At 57.6% G+C, this 14,102-nt stretch carries 13 protein-coding genes and 1 riboswitch; of the genes, 12 read left to right on the top strand and 1 reads right to left on the bottom strand.

Going from position 1 to position 14,102, the window contains the following annotated elements; translation table 11 throughout:
• Positions 1-36: 36 nt before the first annotated feature.
• On the bottom strand, positions 37-465 hold the full coding sequence (locus JJB07_RS21805) for a hypothetical protein (RefSeq protein ID WP_201638229.1): 429 nt from the start codon (positions 463-465) through the stop codon (positions 37-39).
• A 168-nt stretch (positions 466-633) separates the two neighbouring features.
• Positions 634-735: riboswitch (purine riboswitch) on the top strand.
• Between the two features lie 194 nt (positions 736-929).
• Between JJB07_RS21805 and purE the strand changes: the two genes are divergently transcribed.
• The 12 genes from purE (at position 930) to JJB07_RS21865 (ending at position 14,091) form a co-directional block, all read left to right on the top strand.
• On the top strand, positions 930-1,442 hold the full coding sequence (purE, locus tag JJB07_RS21810) for a 5-(carboxyamino)imidazole ribonucleotide mutase (protein ID WP_201638230.1): 513 nt from the start codon (positions 930-932) through the stop codon (positions 1,440-1,442).
• A gap of 130 nt (positions 1,443-1,572) precedes the next feature.
• Positions 1,573-2,292 (top strand): phosphoribosylaminoimidazolesuccinocarboxamide synthase, encoded by a 720-nt coding sequence (gene purC / locus JJB07_RS21815; RefSeq protein WP_201638261.1) that lies wholly within the window; start codon positions 1,573-1,575, stop codon positions 2,290-2,292.
• Entirely contained in the window at positions 2,289-2,537 is a 249-nt protein-coding gene (purS, locus tag JJB07_RS21820; RefSeq protein WP_201638231.1) for a phosphoribosylformylglycinamidine synthase subunit PurS, read from the top strand. Before purC ends, purS begins: the two co-directional genes overlap by 4 nt.
• A gap of 5 nt (positions 2,538-2,542) precedes the next feature.
• Complete coding sequence (gene purQ / locus JJB07_RS21825) at positions 2,543-3,223, top strand: phosphoribosylformylglycinamidine synthase subunit PurQ (RefSeq protein WP_201638232.1); 681 nt, start codon at positions 2,543-2,545, stop codon at positions 3,221-3,223.
• Positions 3,216-5,450: a phosphoribosylformylglycinamidine synthase subunit PurL gene (gene purL, locus JJB07_RS21830; RefSeq protein WP_201638233.1), complete on the top strand. Its 2,235-nt coding sequence runs from the start codon at positions 3,216-3,218 to the stop codon at positions 5,448-5,450. Before purQ ends, purL begins: the two co-directional genes overlap by 8 nt.
• Positions 5,435-6,880 carry an amidophosphoribosyltransferase gene (gene purF / locus JJB07_RS21835; protein WP_201638234.1) on the top strand — a complete coding sequence of 482 codons (1,446 nt, stop codon included), beginning with the start codon at positions 5,435-5,437 and terminating at the stop codon, positions 6,878-6,880. The genes purL and purF overlap by 16 nt, the downstream gene beginning before the upstream one ends.
• Positions 6,881-6,896: 16 nt before the next feature.
• Positions 6,897-7,937 carry a phosphoribosylformylglycinamidine cyclo-ligase gene (gene purM, locus JJB07_RS21840; RefSeq protein ID WP_201638235.1) on the top strand — a complete coding sequence of 347 codons (1,041 nt, stop codon included), beginning with the start codon at positions 6,897-6,899 and terminating at the stop codon, positions 7,935-7,937.
• Complete coding sequence (gene purN / locus JJB07_RS21845; RefSeq protein WP_201638236.1) at positions 7,934-8,566, top strand: phosphoribosylglycinamide formyltransferase; 633 nt, start codon at positions 7,934-7,936, stop codon at positions 8,564-8,566. Before purM ends, purN begins: the two co-directional genes overlap by 4 nt.
• Positions 8,563-10,110, top strand: a complete 1,548-nt coding sequence (purH, locus tag JJB07_RS21850; protein ID WP_201638237.1) for a bifunctional phosphoribosylaminoimidazolecarboxamide formyltransferase/IMP cyclohydrolase — start codon at positions 8,563-8,565, stop codon at positions 10,108-10,110. Before purN ends, purH begins: the two co-directional genes overlap by 4 nt.
• 21 nt (positions 10,111-10,131) lie before the next feature.
• Positions 10,132-11,403 carry a phosphoribosylamine--glycine ligase gene (gene purD / locus JJB07_RS21855; RefSeq protein ID WP_201638238.1) on the top strand — a complete coding sequence of 424 codons (1,272 nt, stop codon included), beginning with the start codon at positions 10,132-10,134 and terminating at the stop codon, positions 11,401-11,403.
• Positions 11,404-11,572: 169 nt separating this feature from the next.
• Positions 11,573-12,991 carry a lipopolysaccharide biosynthesis protein gene (locus tag JJB07_RS21860; protein ID WP_236588302.1) on the top strand — a complete coding sequence of 473 codons (1,419 nt, stop codon included), beginning with the start codon at positions 11,573-11,575 and terminating at the stop codon, positions 12,989-12,991.
• Positions 12,988-14,091: a glycosyltransferase gene (locus JJB07_RS21865; RefSeq protein ID WP_201638240.1), complete on the top strand. Its 1,104-nt coding sequence runs from the start codon at positions 12,988-12,990 to the stop codon at positions 14,089-14,091. The genes JJB07_RS21860 and JJB07_RS21865 overlap by 4 nt, the downstream gene beginning before the upstream one ends.
• Positions 14,092-14,102 lie beyond the last annotated feature (11 nt).

The raw sequence follows: 14,102 nt of genomic DNA on the forward strand, positions 1-14,102 counted from the left end.
ACGATGTGCGTGAACAGGGCGTTTTTTTCACTCCCGCTACCTCCAATATTCCACCCGCTGCCTCGGTCGGCGGTCTGTCATCGGGATGGCGTGGCGATTGGCGTACTCTTCAATCGCCCGCACCGCCATGTCGTAATCGTCGATATGCAGCCGCACGATCCGATGCCGCTGCTCCAACCGCAGCGCCAGTCCGTTGTTTTTAATCAGAAAAAACTCATAGATTTGCTCATGCGAGTAGCTCTGCTCCAACAACCCGCGGTCGATCCGAATCACGTCTCGACCCACCGCAAACTCCCGCGTGCGCAGAGCGGTGCGGAACATGAGGACGACGAGGAAAATGATCAATACGATTAAATTGAATGTCCACGCTGGTTGGATAACCGCCAACAACATGGGGATGAGAGGGAACAGCAGCGTCAAAAACAAAAACCGTTGCGTGTCACGAATGCGAAACGTGCGCGTCATGCATCATCACTCCGAATGCGTAATGTTACAGTCTATGAGCTCACGGGGAGCGCTATGACGGAGTTTTCTGTTCATGACCAAATATCGAACGATCTCAAAATCCTCACATGGAATGTTCGGTTTTTGTTGACTCACATCTACCTGAGTGGTATTCTAACAGTAGACAGTGCAACAAAAACTTCATAGTCTCGTATATGCTTGGGGATCTGGCCCGAGCGTCTCTACCCGGCAACCGGAAATTGCCGGACTACGAGTTGAAAGCGAATCTAGGGTTCCTGCACCTTGCTCTCTTTGTGTAGGTCCGAGCGATTCGCATGTCCACTAGACATGGACATGACACCGAAGGGACAAAAGCCCAGGCGGGTAGGTTTCACTCTTATTCGTAGTGATGTAAGAGAGAAGTCTACCCAGCTGGGCTTTTTTTGCATGCTTTTACACACCATACTCTGGGAGGAATGACAACAATGGCAAAAAAGGTACTGATTCTCATGGGCAGTGACTCTGATCTGAAGATCATGAACGACGCGGCGAAAGCACTCGCTGCACTGGAAATTGAAACCGAAGTCCGCATCTCGTCCGCACACCGCGTGCCGGACAAAACGATGAAGCTTGCACACGAGGCAAAAGCCAACGGGTTTGGCGCAATCATCGCAGGCGCAGGTCTGGCCGCTCACCTTCCGGGTGTCGTCGCCGCTTGCACGACGCTTCCGGTTATCGGCGTTCCGATCCAAGGCGGCGCGATCAACGGGATCGACGCACTCTACGCGATCGTGCAGATGCCCAAGGGCATTCCGGTTGCAACAGTAGCTGTCAACGGCGCGTACAACGCCGGCCTGCTCGCCGCGCAAATCCTCGCAGGTGCAGACGAAGCGCTGGCAGAACGCCTCGTCACCTTCCGCGAAAACCTCGCGGCGGAAGTCAATGCCAAGGACGACAAACTCCAAGAGATCGGCGTCGAAGCGTATCTCTCCAAATAAAGAGGACAACTTCATCCGGGACTCTCCTTGCTGCCGTCTAACTTACTTGACCGTGGAAGGACGGGGAGGAGAGTCCCACAATTTTTTCAACACAACGATACCGAAACCCACAGGGAGGTTTTTTCACATGATGGCAACCAAAGGCGAAATGCTGTACGAAGGCAAAGCGAAGAAAGTCTACATCACCGACCAAGCGGATCTCTACATCGTGGAATACAAAGACGACGCAACCGCGTTCAACGGCGACAAAAAAGGCCAAATCACCGGCAAAGGCCAACTGAACAACGCGATCTCCACCATCTTCATGGAAATGCTGAACGAACGCGGCATCCCGACCCACTTCGTGGAGAAGCTGAACGACCGCGAACAGCTCGTCAAAAAAGTTGAGATCATCTTGCTTGAAGTCGTCGTCCGCAACGTCGCGGCAGGCTCGCTCGCGAAACGCCTTGGCATGCCGGAAGGAACCGTCCTCCCGAAAACCGTCGTGGAGTTCTACTACAAAGACGACTCCCTCGGCGATCCGCTGATCAACGATTCGCACATCGAAGTGCTGGAACTGGCAACGCCGGAAACCGTCAAACAACTGGAAGTCTACGGCCGTCAAATCAACGACATCCTCGTGGACTATATGAAGCAACGCAACGTCATCCTCGTCGATTTCAAGCTCGAATTCGGCATCACGCCGTCGGGTGAAGTCATCCTCGCAGACGAAATCTCCCCGGACACCTGCCGTTTCTGGGATGCAGACACCAAGGAAAAGCTCGACAAAGACCGTTTCCGCCGCGACATGGGCGGGGTCGAAGAAGCGTACCAAGAAATGCTGAAACGTCTGGGAGGGGTCGAAGTATGATTCTCGCACGCATCCACGTCACCCTGAAAGCGTCCGTTCTCGACCCGCAAGGCACCGCCGTCACCAAATCTCTGCACGCACTGGGCTACGATGAAGTCACCGACGTGCGCATCGGCAAGTTCCTCGAAGTCAAAGTGGACACGACCGACCGTGCGGTCGCCGAGGAACGCATCACCGAAATGTGCGAAAAACTGCTCTCGAACACCGTCATCGAGAAATACGAATTCCAACTGGTGGAGGCCTAAAACCCATGAAGTTTGCCGTTCTGGTGTTCCCGGGTTCCAACTGCGACATCGACGCGGTCAAAGCGGTAGAAGACGTGCTGCAACAGCCGGTCGATACCGTTTGGCACCATACCGATGACCTGTCCGATTACGATTGCATCATCGTGCCGGGGGGCTTCTCCTACGGCGACTACCTGCGCTGCGGCGCGATGGCGAGCCTCTCCCCGGTCATGGAAGCTGTCAAACGCGAAGCTGAAAAAGGCAAGTTCATCATCGGCATCTGCAACGGGTTCCAAATTCTCACCGAAACCGGACTCCTGCCGGGCGCTCTGCGTCACAACAACACCATGCAATTCCGTTGCGAAATAACGCCGCTCGTCGTGGAGAATGCGGACACGCCGTTCACTCTCGACTATCAAAAAGGCGACGTCGTCAACATCCCGATCGCGCACGGCGAAGGCAACTACTACGCCGACGAAGCAACGCTCGCTCGTCTGAACGCCAACAACCAAGTCGTATTCCGCTATCACGAATGCGACCCGAACGGCTCGATTGAACGCATCGCGGGCATTTGCAACGAAGCTCGCAACGTCCTCGGGATGATGCCGCACCCGGAACGCGCTGTACACGACTTGCTCGGCTCGGCCGACGGCAAGGCGCTTTTTACCTCGATTCTGAAAGCTTGGGAGGGCCGCCAACGTGCGTAACGAACCGACTCCGCAACAGATCGCCGAAGAGAAAATCTACCGTACTTTCGGTCTGAACGATGAAGAATACAACAAAGTCGTCACGCTGATGGGCCGTCAACCGAACTACGTCGAGACCGGCATCTACTCCGTCATGTGGTCGGAGCACTGCTCGTACAAGTCCTCCCGTCCCGTTTTGAAAAAGTTCCCGACTCAAGCTCCGCACGTCCTGCAAGGGCCGGGTGAAAATGCAGGGATCATCGACATCGGCGACAACCTCGCCGTTTCCTTCAAGATCGAATCGCACAACCATCCGTCCGCCATCGAACCGTACCAAGGCGCGGCAACGGGCGTCGGCGGGATCATCCGCGACGTATTCACAATGGGCGCTCGCCCGATTGCGCTCCTCAACTCGCTGCGTTTCGGCGAAATTGAAGGCGCAGAGAACGCACACAACCGCTATTTGTTCGGTAACGTCGTAGCAGGCATCGCAGGCTATGGCAATTGCATCGGAATTCCTACGGTCGGCGGCGAAGTCGTATTCGACGACCGTTACAAATACAACCCGCTCGTCAACGCCATGTGCGTCGGTCTCCTCACCCACGATGAAATCGCGAAGGGCACCGCGTCAGGCGTCGGCAACCCGGTTCTCGCCGTCGGCGCACGCACCGGCCGCGACGGCATCCACGGCGCAACGTTCGCCTCGGTGGAAGACCCGCACACCAAGGAACGCTCCGCTGTGCAAGTCGGCGACCCGTTCATGGAAAAACTGCTCCTCGAAGCCTGCCTCGAACTGATCGCCACCGGGGCGGTCGTCGGGATTCAAGACATGGGGGCGGCAGGTCTGACCTCGTCTTCCTCAGAAATGGCAGCTCGTGCAGGGTCCGGCCTCGAACTCGACATGCTGAAAGTTCCGCGTCGCGAAGAAGGCATGACCCCGTATGAACTGATGCTCTCCGAATCCCAAGAGCGCATGCTCGTCGTTATGGAAAAAGGCAAAGAGCATATCGCCGAAGAGATCTTCAAAAAATGGAACTTGGAAGCCACCGTCATCGGTCGCGTCACCGAGGATGGCATGCTCCGTCTGAAAGAAGGCGACGAAACGGTTGCCGAGATCGAAGTCACGACCCTCGTCGACGACGCGCCGGTCTACCACCGTCCGTCCGCTCGTCCGAAGTACCTCGACGAAACGCTCGCGTTCGATCCGTCGACGATCTCGCAACCGGAGAATTACACCGAAACCCTGCACACCCTCCTGCGCACGCCGACCATCGCGTCCAAGGAGTACGTGTATTCGCAATACGACTACATGGTCCGCACGTCCACCATCGTTCGCCCGGGCTCCGACGCAGCGATCGTCTCGATTCGCGGCACGCGCAAAGCGTTGGCGATGTGTACGGACGGCAACGGCCGCTATGTCTACTTGAACCCGCGCCGCGGCGGTCAACACGCCATCGCCGAAGCAGCCCGCAACGTCGTCTGCTCCGGGGGCAAGCCGCTCGCCGTCACCGACTGCCTGAACTACTCGTCTCCTGAAAAACCGGAGATCTTCTACCAATTCGAAGAATCTTGCGCAGGCATGTCCGAAGCGTGTGTTGCTCTCGCAACTCCGGTCATCTCCGGCAACGTCTCGCTCTACAACCAAACGAACGACCTCGACATCTACCCGACCCCGATCATCGGGATGGTCGGTCTCGTAGACGACATCGATCACATCACGACCCAAGAATTCAAAACGGCAGGCAACCACATCCTGCTCGTCGGCCCGTCCGACACCGCATCCATCGGCGGCACCGAATACCTGCGCGTCGTACACGGCTTGGTTGCAGGCGATGCACCGGCGCTCGACCTGCAAGTGGAAAAAGCGGTTCAGACCGCTGTCCTCACCGCCATCCAAACCGGCTACGTCCGCGCAGCTCACGACTTGGCAGAAGGCGGTCTCGCCGTCGCCATCGCCGAATCTTGCATCGGCGGCAAATTGGGCGCGACCCTTGATCTCAAATCGGCACAGCGTTTGGACGAAGTGCTGTTCGGCGAAGCAGGCTCCCGCATCCTCGTGGAAGTCACGCCGGAGCAACTGAATTCTGTAGAGGCGCTTTTTGCAAAAGAAGGCGTGTCCTCTACCGTACTTGGCACCATCGGCGGCGACCGTCTCGAAATTCGTGTGAATGGGGAGACGGCCGTTGATGAAGTCGTCACTCATCTCGAATCGACTTGGAGAGGGGCAATCCCATGTCTCATGAAGTAGAAAGCAACGAATGGCGCGACGACGACATTTTCGATAAATGGAACGAAGAGTGCGGCGTGTTCGGGATCTTCGGACATGAGAACGCAGCCGAATTGACGTACTTCGCGCTGATCGCCTTGCAACATCGCGGCCAAGAATCGGCGGGGATCGCGACCGTCGACGGCATGAAACTGTACCACCAAAAAGGCATGGGGCTCGTCGCAGAAGCGATTCCGACTTCCTCCATGGAACGTCTGAGCAAAGGTCACGCAGGGGTCGGGCACGTTCGTTACTCGACCACCGGCGTCTCGCAACTGCTCAACGCGCAACCGCTCGTCTTCAACTTCATTCGCGGCAACCTCGCGCTGGCTCACAACGGAAACCTCGTCAACGCGCACCAACTGCGTCAGTTCTTGGAGCGTCGCGGCGCGATCTTCCAGTCGACGTCCGACACCGAAGTCGTCGCGCACTTGATCGCCCGCGCCGACAGCAACGATGTCAAGGAAAGCATCAAAGAAGCGCTCTCCATCGTCAAAGGCGCGTACGCGTTTGTCATCCTCAGCGATGACAAACTCTACGCGATGCGCGACGCGAACGGTTTGCGTCCGATGGTGCTCGGCAAAGTCGGCGACGCCTACTGCGTTTCGTCCGAGTCCTGCGCGTTCGACACGATCGGCGCTGAATTCATCCGCGACATCGAACCGGGCGAGATGGTCGTCATCTCCAAGGACGGCATCGAGTCCACCCGTTTTGCAGGCCAAGCGAAAAAGGCGCTCTGCACCTTCGAATACATCTACTTCGCACGTCCCGACTCCGACATCGACGGCTACAACGTCCACCACGTCCGCAAAGACTTCGGCCGCCTGCTCTACCAAGAACATCCGGTCGAAGCGGACGTCGTCATCGGCGTGCCGGACTCTTCGATCTCCTCGGCGATCGGCTATGCGGAGGAATCGGGCATCCCGTACGAGATCGGCTTGATCAAAAACCGCTACATCGGCCGCACGTTCATCCAACCGAGCCAAGAGCTCCGCGCACGCGGTGTGCGTCTGAAACTCAACGCCGTCCGCAAGATCGTCGAGGGAAAACGAGTCGTGCTCATCGACGACTCCATCGTGCGCGGCACGACTTCCGGTCGCATCGTCCAGATGCTTCGCGAAGCAGGGGCGGTTTCGGTTCACGTTCGCATCGCGTCGCCGCCTGTCACGCACTCGTGCTTCTATGGCATCGACACGTCGGCCAAGGAAGAACTGATCGCGTCTCGCAAGTCGGTTGAAGAAATTCGCGAATACATCGGCGCCGATTCGCTGGCGTATCTCAGCGAAGGCAACATGATGCGGGCGTTTGGCATCGAAAGCAGCGACCACGGACATTGCAACGCGTGCTTCAACGGCAAGTACCCGACGGAAATCTACGAAGACCTGTCCAAGATGATCTTGGACCGCAACTAGGACGGAGGAACGGAAGATGAGCGAACTGTACAAAGCAGCGGGCGTGGACATCGATGCAGGAAATGAAGCGGTGCGCCGCATGAAGTCGCACGTAGCCCGCACGATGCGCCCGGAAGTTGCCACCATGCTCGGCGGCTTTGGCGGCGGGTTTCAGTTGGACGTTTCGAAATACAAAAACCCGATGCTCGTCTCCGGCACAGACGGAGTCGGCACGAAGTTGAAAGTCGCATTTGCGATGAACCGCCACGACACGATCGGCATCGATGCGGTGGCGATGTGCGTCAACGACATCATCGTGATGGGCGCAGAACCGCTGTTTTTCCTCGACTACTTCGCAACGGGCAAAGTTGAGCCGGGCGTCATCGAGGACGTCGTCAAGGGCATCGCGGACGGTTGCGAGCTCTCGGGTTGCGCATTGATCGGCGGCGAAACGGCAGAGATGCCGGGCATGTACCAAGCGGGCGAGTACGACATCGCAGGTTTTACTGTCGGTGTGGTAGACAAAGACAAAATGATCGACCCGTCGAACGTAAAAGTGGGAGATTCATTGATCGGATTGGCGTCCAGCGGCATTCATTCGAACGGCTACTCGCTGGTGCGCAAGTTGTTTTTCGAAGACGGTGGCTACGGATTGGATCACGTCTTCCCGGAGATCGGTCGACCGCTTGGTGAAGAACTGTTGACACCGACGCGTATTTATGTGAAAACGGTCTTGAACCTGTTGTCCCGATTTGACATCCGCGCGATGGCGCATATCACCGGCGGCGGTTTTTTGGAAAACATCCCGCGTGTTCTGCCCGAAGGCGTGGCGGCGGAGATCGAAGTCGGCTCCTGGCCGGTGCTTCCGGTGTTTAACACGATGCAACGTCTGGGCAACATCGGCGAAACGGATCTCTATCGCACGTTCAACATGGGCATCGGCATGGTGCTGGTCGTACCGGCCGAGCAAGCAAACGAAGTTCTCGCCGCAGCGGTCGAACTCGGCGAGAGCGCGTATCTCATCGGTTCGATTGTCGAGGGCGCGCAAGACGTGCGCTTGAAAGGAACTCTCGCATGAGTCGCGAACTCCGCAAGTTTGCCATCTTTGCATCAGGATCTGGGTCAAACGCTCAGGTCCTGTTTGAACGAGTAGCGGACGGCACGATCCCGGGCGAGGTGGCCTGCCTCGTCTGTGACCGCCCGAGTGCCGGCGTCATCGAACGCGCCGAAAAAGCGGGCGTAGACGCTCTGGTCTACCGCCCGCGTGAATTTGCCGACAAAGCGGCCTACGAAGCGCAAGTCGTCGCCGACCTGCAAGCACGAGGTGTGGAATTTGTCGTGCTCGCGGGCTACATGAGACTTTGCGGACCGACGTTCCTGGCGGCGTACGGCGGTCGCACGATCAACGTGCATCCGTCGCTTTTGCCGATGTTTCCGGGAGCGACGGCGATCCAAGATGCGTTTGACGCGGGCGTAAAGTATACGGGCGTGACCGTTCACTTCATTGACGAAGGCATGGACACCGGGCCGATCATTCGCCAAGAAACGGTGCATGTGGAAGCGAACGACACGATGGAATCGTTGAGCCAAAAAATTCACGCCGTCGAGCACCAGATTCTGCCTGAGGTGACGAGGGCGTTGGTGAGCGGCGAACTGCGGATGAGTCAGGGACAAGCAATTTTTACGAGCGGAGGAATGCAAGCATGAAACGCGCACTGATCAGCGTATCGGACAAAACGGGCGTCGTGGAATTGGCGCAAGAACTGGTGGCACACGATGTGGAAGTCGTCTCGACGGGCGGCACGCACAAACTCCTGCAAGACGCCGGCATCCCGGTCACGAACATCTCGGACGTGACGGGATTCCCGGAAATTATGGACGGTCGATTGAAAACGCTGCATCCGAACATCTTCGGCGGGTTGCTGGCGATTCGCTCGAACACCGAACATGTGGGGGCGATTGAGGGCCTTGGCATCCAGCCGATCGACTACGTGATCGTCAACCTCTACCCGTTCAAAGAAACGATCTCCAAACCGGGCGTCGAGTTCGAAGATGCGATTGAAAACATCGACATCGGCGGTCCGTCGATGCTTCGTGCGGCGGCAAAAAACTACCAAGACGTCACCGTGGTCGTCGATGCATCCGACTATGCGTTGGTCATCAACTCGCTTCGCAACGGCGTGGCGCTGTCCCGCGAAGAGAAGCTCAAACTCGCGACCAAAGTCTTCCGTCACACCGCCGCGTATGACGCGCTGATCTCGCAATACCTCTCCAAAGCAACCGGCGACGAGTTCCCGGAAAAACTCACGCTGACCTACGAAAAAGTCCAAGACCTCCGCTACGGCGAGAACCCACACCAACATGCGGCGTTCTACGCAGAGCCCGGTGCGGCTCTGCACACCATCGCAGGCGCGAAGCAGTTGCACGGCAAGGAACTTTCCTACAACAACATCAACGACGCCAACGCAGCGCTCTCCATCGTTCATGAGTTCACCGAACCGGCGGTGGTGGCGATCAAGCACACCAACCCGTGCGGCGTGGGCGTGGCCACGACGATTTTCGATGCCTACATGAAGGCGTATGAAGCAGACCCGGTCTCGATCTTCGGCGGAATCATCGCTCTGAATCGTGAAGTCGACGCAGAGACGGCGACGAAAATGAGCGAACTGTTCCTCGAAATCATCCTCGCTCCGTCCTACACCGACGAAGCGCTCTCGATCCTCACGCAGAAAAAAAACCTCCGTGTCATGACGGTCGCGATGACTCCGCAAGGTGGCATCGAAGCGCTGGGCGCACCGCGCACCACGATGAAAGTGCAAGGCGGCCTGTTGATCCAAGACCTCGACACGTTCTCGCTGACCGAAGAGAACGTCCAAGTCGTCACCAAGCGTCAACCGACGGCCGACGAGTTGAAGCAGTTGATCTTCGGTTGGAAAGTGGTCAAGCACGTGAAGTCGAACGCGATTGTTCTTGCCAACGACGACCGTACCGTTGGCGTAGGCGCAGGGCAGATGAATCGTGTCGGCGCGGCGAAGATCGCCATCGAGCAAGCGGGTGAGTTGTCCAAAGGTTCGATCCTCGCATCCGACGCGTTTTTCCCGATGGGCGACACCGTGCAAGCGGCGGCGGCGGCAGGCATTACGGCGATCATCCAACCGGGCGGTTCGATCAAAGACGCAGAGTCGATTGCAGCGGCAGATGAAGCGGGCATCGCGATGGTCTTCACCGGCGTTCGTCACTTCAAACACTAGAAGCTCGGAGGTACATTCTATATGAAGGTTCTCGTCGTAGGAGCGGGGGGTCGTGAACACGCCATCCTGTGGAAACTGGCTCAATCCCCGCAACAACCGAAACTGTATTGCGCGCCGGGCAACCCGGGCACGGAAACATGGGCGACCTCTGTGGCCATTGGGACGGAGGACGTCGCAGCGCTGGCCGACTTTGCAGAGCGTGAAGGCATCGACTTGACCATCATCGGGCCGGAAGCCCCGCTTCTGGCGGGAATCGTCGATGAATTTGAAGCGCGCGGTCTGCGCGTGTTCGGCCCGCGTCGGGCAGCCGCTTTGATCGAAGGGTCGAAAGCATTTGCCAAAGCTGTCATGGAGCGCCGTGGCGTTCCGACGGCGAAGTATCGCGATTTCACCGATGCAGACGCCGCTCGTGCGTATGTCCGTGAACAGGGTGCGCCGATTGTCATCAAAGCGGACGGCTTGGCGGCAGGCAAAGGGGTCATCGTGGCGATGACGCTCGAAGAAGCAGAATCCGCGCTCGATACCATCATGCGCGAGAATGCATTCGGCGACGCCGGTCACAAAGTGGTGGTCGAAGAGTTCCTGACGGGCCAAGAAGCTACCGTGATGGCGTTCGTTTCAGGCGAAACCGTTCGACTGATGGTTCCCGCGCAAGACCACAAACCTGCCTACGACGGTGACAAAGGCCCGAACACCGGCGGCATGGGAACGTATGCCCCGGTTCCGGTCGTCACGCCGGAATTGTTGGAAGAAGTCGAGCGCACGATCATCCGTCCGGTCGTCGACGGCCTCGCGTCCGAAGGCACTCCGTACAAAGGCGTGCTGTACACGGGCTTGATGCTCACGGCGCAAGGCCCGAAAGTGATCGAATTCAACGCTCGCTTCGGCGATCCGGAAACGCAAGTCGTGTTGCCGTTGCTGGAAAGCGACCTCTTGGATGTCTTCGCAAGCGTTGTCGACGGCACACTTCATCTCCAAGAGATTTCTTGGTCTGAAAAAGCGGCGGTCTGCGTCATCCTCGCCGCCGAGGGCTACCCGGCGTCGTATCGCAAGGGCGATGTGATCTCCGGCTTGGAGAGCGGCGATGAGAACAGCGTGATTTTTCACGCAGGCACGAAGCGAACGGAGTCCGGCATCGTGACCAACGGAGGTCGCGTGCTCGGCATCAGCGGTTTTGGCGCCGACCTGCGTAGCGCACAGCAAAACGCATACGAAGCGGTCAACCGCGTCTCGTTCGCCGGTGCTCACTACCGCCGAGACATTGCAGACAAAGCACTTCAACCGCAAGGCTAGAAAAAAAGCTCCTGCCCACGATAACGTGGGCAGGAGCTTTTTTTACAAACGTTCTAGAACTACAATCGTATGACTGTGAAATTGTGTATTGCTTACGTGACCCGTCACATTTAAAATAGGAAGAAAGGTGTCGAATTTGCTCGATTTAGATGAGGAGTCTGAACAGTCAATGCTACTACGCCACACTCTTTTTTATTTTTTAGCCCGAGCATTGCCTGGAGCCATTAACTTCATCGCGATCGCATTTTATACGAGGCTGCTCGTGCCCGGTGAATACGGCCGGTACACGTTGCTCCTATCCACGGCTAGCCTGCTGAATGTCGTTTGTTTTCAATGGTTGCGTGTCGGACTTCTTCGCTATCTGCCTATGTATGAGAAGGACCGCAAGGACGTGTTTCTCAGCACCGTCTGGACGGGATGCTTGTTGATCATGGGAGTCACCGGCGTCGGGGTCTTGTCCGCCGGGTTGTTGGGGTGGTTTCCGGACAATCTGCCTTGGGAACTGGTGTTGGGCTCGCTGTGGATTTTTGCATTTTTCGAGCTGTTTTTAGAAGCGGCGCGCTCGGGGTTGAGTCCGATGCGCTACGGAATTCTCTCGATCTCCAAAGCGGTGCTCACCGTCCTCTCCGGCGTGCTGTTTGCGTACGGCGGTTTTGGCGGACAGGGGCTCGTCTACGGGTTGATGATCGGGATGGTCGTGCCGTTGCTTTTCTTCGGACGCACGATTTTGCGCCAGATCAAGCCGAAGCTGACAGACCGTGCCATTCTCCTGCAACTGTGGAAGTACGGGTTGCCGCTGACGCTCACGTTTTCGCTCGGTTATCTCATCTATTCGTCCGACCGATTCTTGCTCGGCTACTTCCTCGGAGAAGGCATGACCGGGACGTATGCGGTCGCGTACGATCTCACCCAGCAGACGTTGGTGTTGGTCATGGTCGTCGTCAACCTCGCCTCGTATCCGCTGGTCGTTCGAACGTTGGAGAACCAAGGCGTGGACGAGGCGGGCAAAGCTCTGCGCAGTGCGGCGTCGTTGCTGATGGCGGTCGCATTGCCGCTGACGGTGGTGTTCATCTGTTTGGCGGGCAACATCTCGACGGTGCTGTTCGGTATCGAGTATCGCGGTGTGGCGACACAGATCATGCCGTGGATTGCGCTGTCTGCGTTCTTGCAAGGGTTTAAGTCGTACTTCCTCGACCAAGCCTTCCAACTGGGGCGCAAGACGTCGCAGCAAATTTGGCCGGTGCTCGGCGCATTGGTGATCAATTTGTTGCTCAATCTCTGGTGGATTCCGCTCTGGGGCGTGCAAGGTTCCGCCTACGCCGCCTGTGTGGCGTACGGATTCGCCTGCTTGACGAGTTGGACGCTCGGACGTCGCGTGTTCCCGATCTCGTTGCCGCTCGCTGAATTCGGCAAAACGCTCGGTGCCGTCGTGATACTCGCCCTCGTGCTGCTGCTCGTCAACGGCTGGTCGGGGATCGTCGCACTGCTTGGACAAGCTCTCATCGGGGGCGTGCTCTACGCGTTACTCGCGTTTGGTTTGAATCTTGGCGGTGTTCGCCAACTACTTCGCAGGAGGAGAAATTCATGAGCAGACCGACGAACAACTCCATCGCTCTGTTCATTCCCACGCTCCAAGGGGGCGGCGCAGAACGAGTGACGCTGAACTTGGCGGCCGGATTCGCCAAGGCCGGGCATGAGGTGAAGCTCGTAGTCCCGGATGCCAGCGGTTCTTTTCGCAATGAGATTCCCGCCGGAGTCACCTTGGTCGATTTGCAAGCGGGGCGCGTCACGCGGGCTCTGCCCGCACTGGTGCGCTTTTTGAAAAAGGAGCGGCCCGCCGTGCTGCTCTCCGCTTTGAATTACGCCAACGTCATCGCGTTGCTCGCCGTTCGATTGGCGCGTGTGGACACCCAAGTTTTCGTTGCCGAACACACGTCGATCTCGCGCACGATGGGTAGCAAAAGCCCCGCGATTCGCGTGATGGTCGGGCTGATGCGCATTTTATACAAAAAAGCCGCCCGCGTCGTCTGCGTTTCGGAAGGCGTGGCGGAAGATCTGCACCGCATCATAAAAATTGGAGAACACTCCCTAAAGGTAATTTACAATCCGATCTTGAATGAAAGAATGACTGAATTAGCACAAGAGAATGTCTTTCATTCGTGGTTTGGGGAGAGTGAACCTCCCGTACTCATCGGCGTGGGTCGGCTGACAGGGGTCAAGGATTTCTCCAACCTCCTGCGCGCGTTCGCATTGGTTCGCAAGCAAGAGCGAAGTCGCCTGATGATTTTGGGTGAAGGCGACGAACGAGCGCATCTGGAAGCGTTGGTCGAAGAGTTGGGCGTGGGCGACGACGTGTGGATGCCGGGCTTTGTCGGCAACCCCTACGCGTACATTCGCCAATCCGCGCTGTTCGTGCTCTCCTCCAAAACGGAGGGTTTGCCGACCGTGCTCGTCGAAGCGTTGGCTTGCGGCACGCCCGCCGTCTCCACCGATTGCAAAAGCGGCCCTGCCGAGATCTTGCAGCAGGGCCGGTACGGGGAATTGGTGCCGGTCGGCGATTCACCCGCGTTGGCAGACGCGATTCTGCGAACGTTGCGCAAGGAGACATCAAGCGAGGAGTTGCCCGACTTGACGCCCTATACCTGGGAGTATGCGACGCAGCAGTACCTTCGCCTGTTCGGATTCTAAGAGTTCCAGAT

It is taken from the genome of Tumebacillus amylolyticus, assembly GCF_016722965.1.
Taxonomy (GTDB): Bacteria; Bacillota; Bacilli; order Tumebacillales; family Tumebacillaceae; genus Tumebacillus; species Tumebacillus amylolyticus.

What these genes read in the sequence shown, in the direction of transcription:
- purN (WP_201638236.1), top strand. Translation starts at nt 7,934, where the DNA reads ATGAGTCGCGAACTCCGCAAGTTTGCCATCTTTGCATCAGGATCTGGG.
- JJB07_RS21865 (WP_201638240.1), top strand. Translation starts at nt 12,988, where the DNA reads ATGAGCAGACCGACGAACAACTCCATCGCTCTGTTCATTCCCACGCTC.
- JJB07_RS21860 (WP_236588302.1), top strand. Translation starts at nt 11,573, where the DNA reads ATGCTACTACGCCACACTCTTTTTTATTTTTTAGCCCGAGCATTGCCT.
- JJB07_RS21805 (WP_201638229.1), bottom strand. Translation starts at nt 465, where the DNA reads ATGACGCGCACGTTTCGCATTCGTGACACGCAACGGTTTTTGTTTTTG.
- purD (WP_201638238.1), top strand. Translation starts at nt 10,132, where the DNA reads ATGAAGGTTCTCGTCGTAGGAGCGGGGGGTCGTGAACACGCCATCCTG.
- purM (WP_201638235.1), top strand. Translation starts at nt 6,897, where the DNA reads ATGAGCGAACTGTACAAAGCAGCGGGCGTGGACATCGATGCAGGAAAT.
- purF (WP_201638234.1), top strand. Translation starts at nt 5,435, where the DNA reads ATGTCTCATGAAGTAGAAAGCAACGAATGGCGCGACGACGACATTTTC.
- purS (WP_201638231.1), top strand. Translation starts at nt 2,289, where the DNA reads ATGATTCTCGCACGCATCCACGTCACCCTGAAAGCGTCCGTTCTCGAC.
- purE (WP_201638230.1), top strand. Translation starts at nt 930, where the DNA reads ATGGCAAAAAAGGTACTGATTCTCATGGGCAGTGACTCTGATCTGAAG.
- purQ (WP_201638232.1), top strand. Translation starts at nt 2,543, where the DNA reads ATGAAGTTTGCCGTTCTGGTGTTCCCGGGTTCCAACTGCGACATCGAC.
- purC (WP_201638261.1), top strand. Translation starts at nt 1,573, where the DNA reads ATGGCAACCAAAGGCGAAATGCTGTACGAAGGCAAAGCGAAGAAAGTC.
- purH (WP_201638237.1), top strand. Translation starts at nt 8,563, where the DNA reads ATGAAACGCGCACTGATCAGCGTATCGGACAAAACGGGCGTCGTGGAA.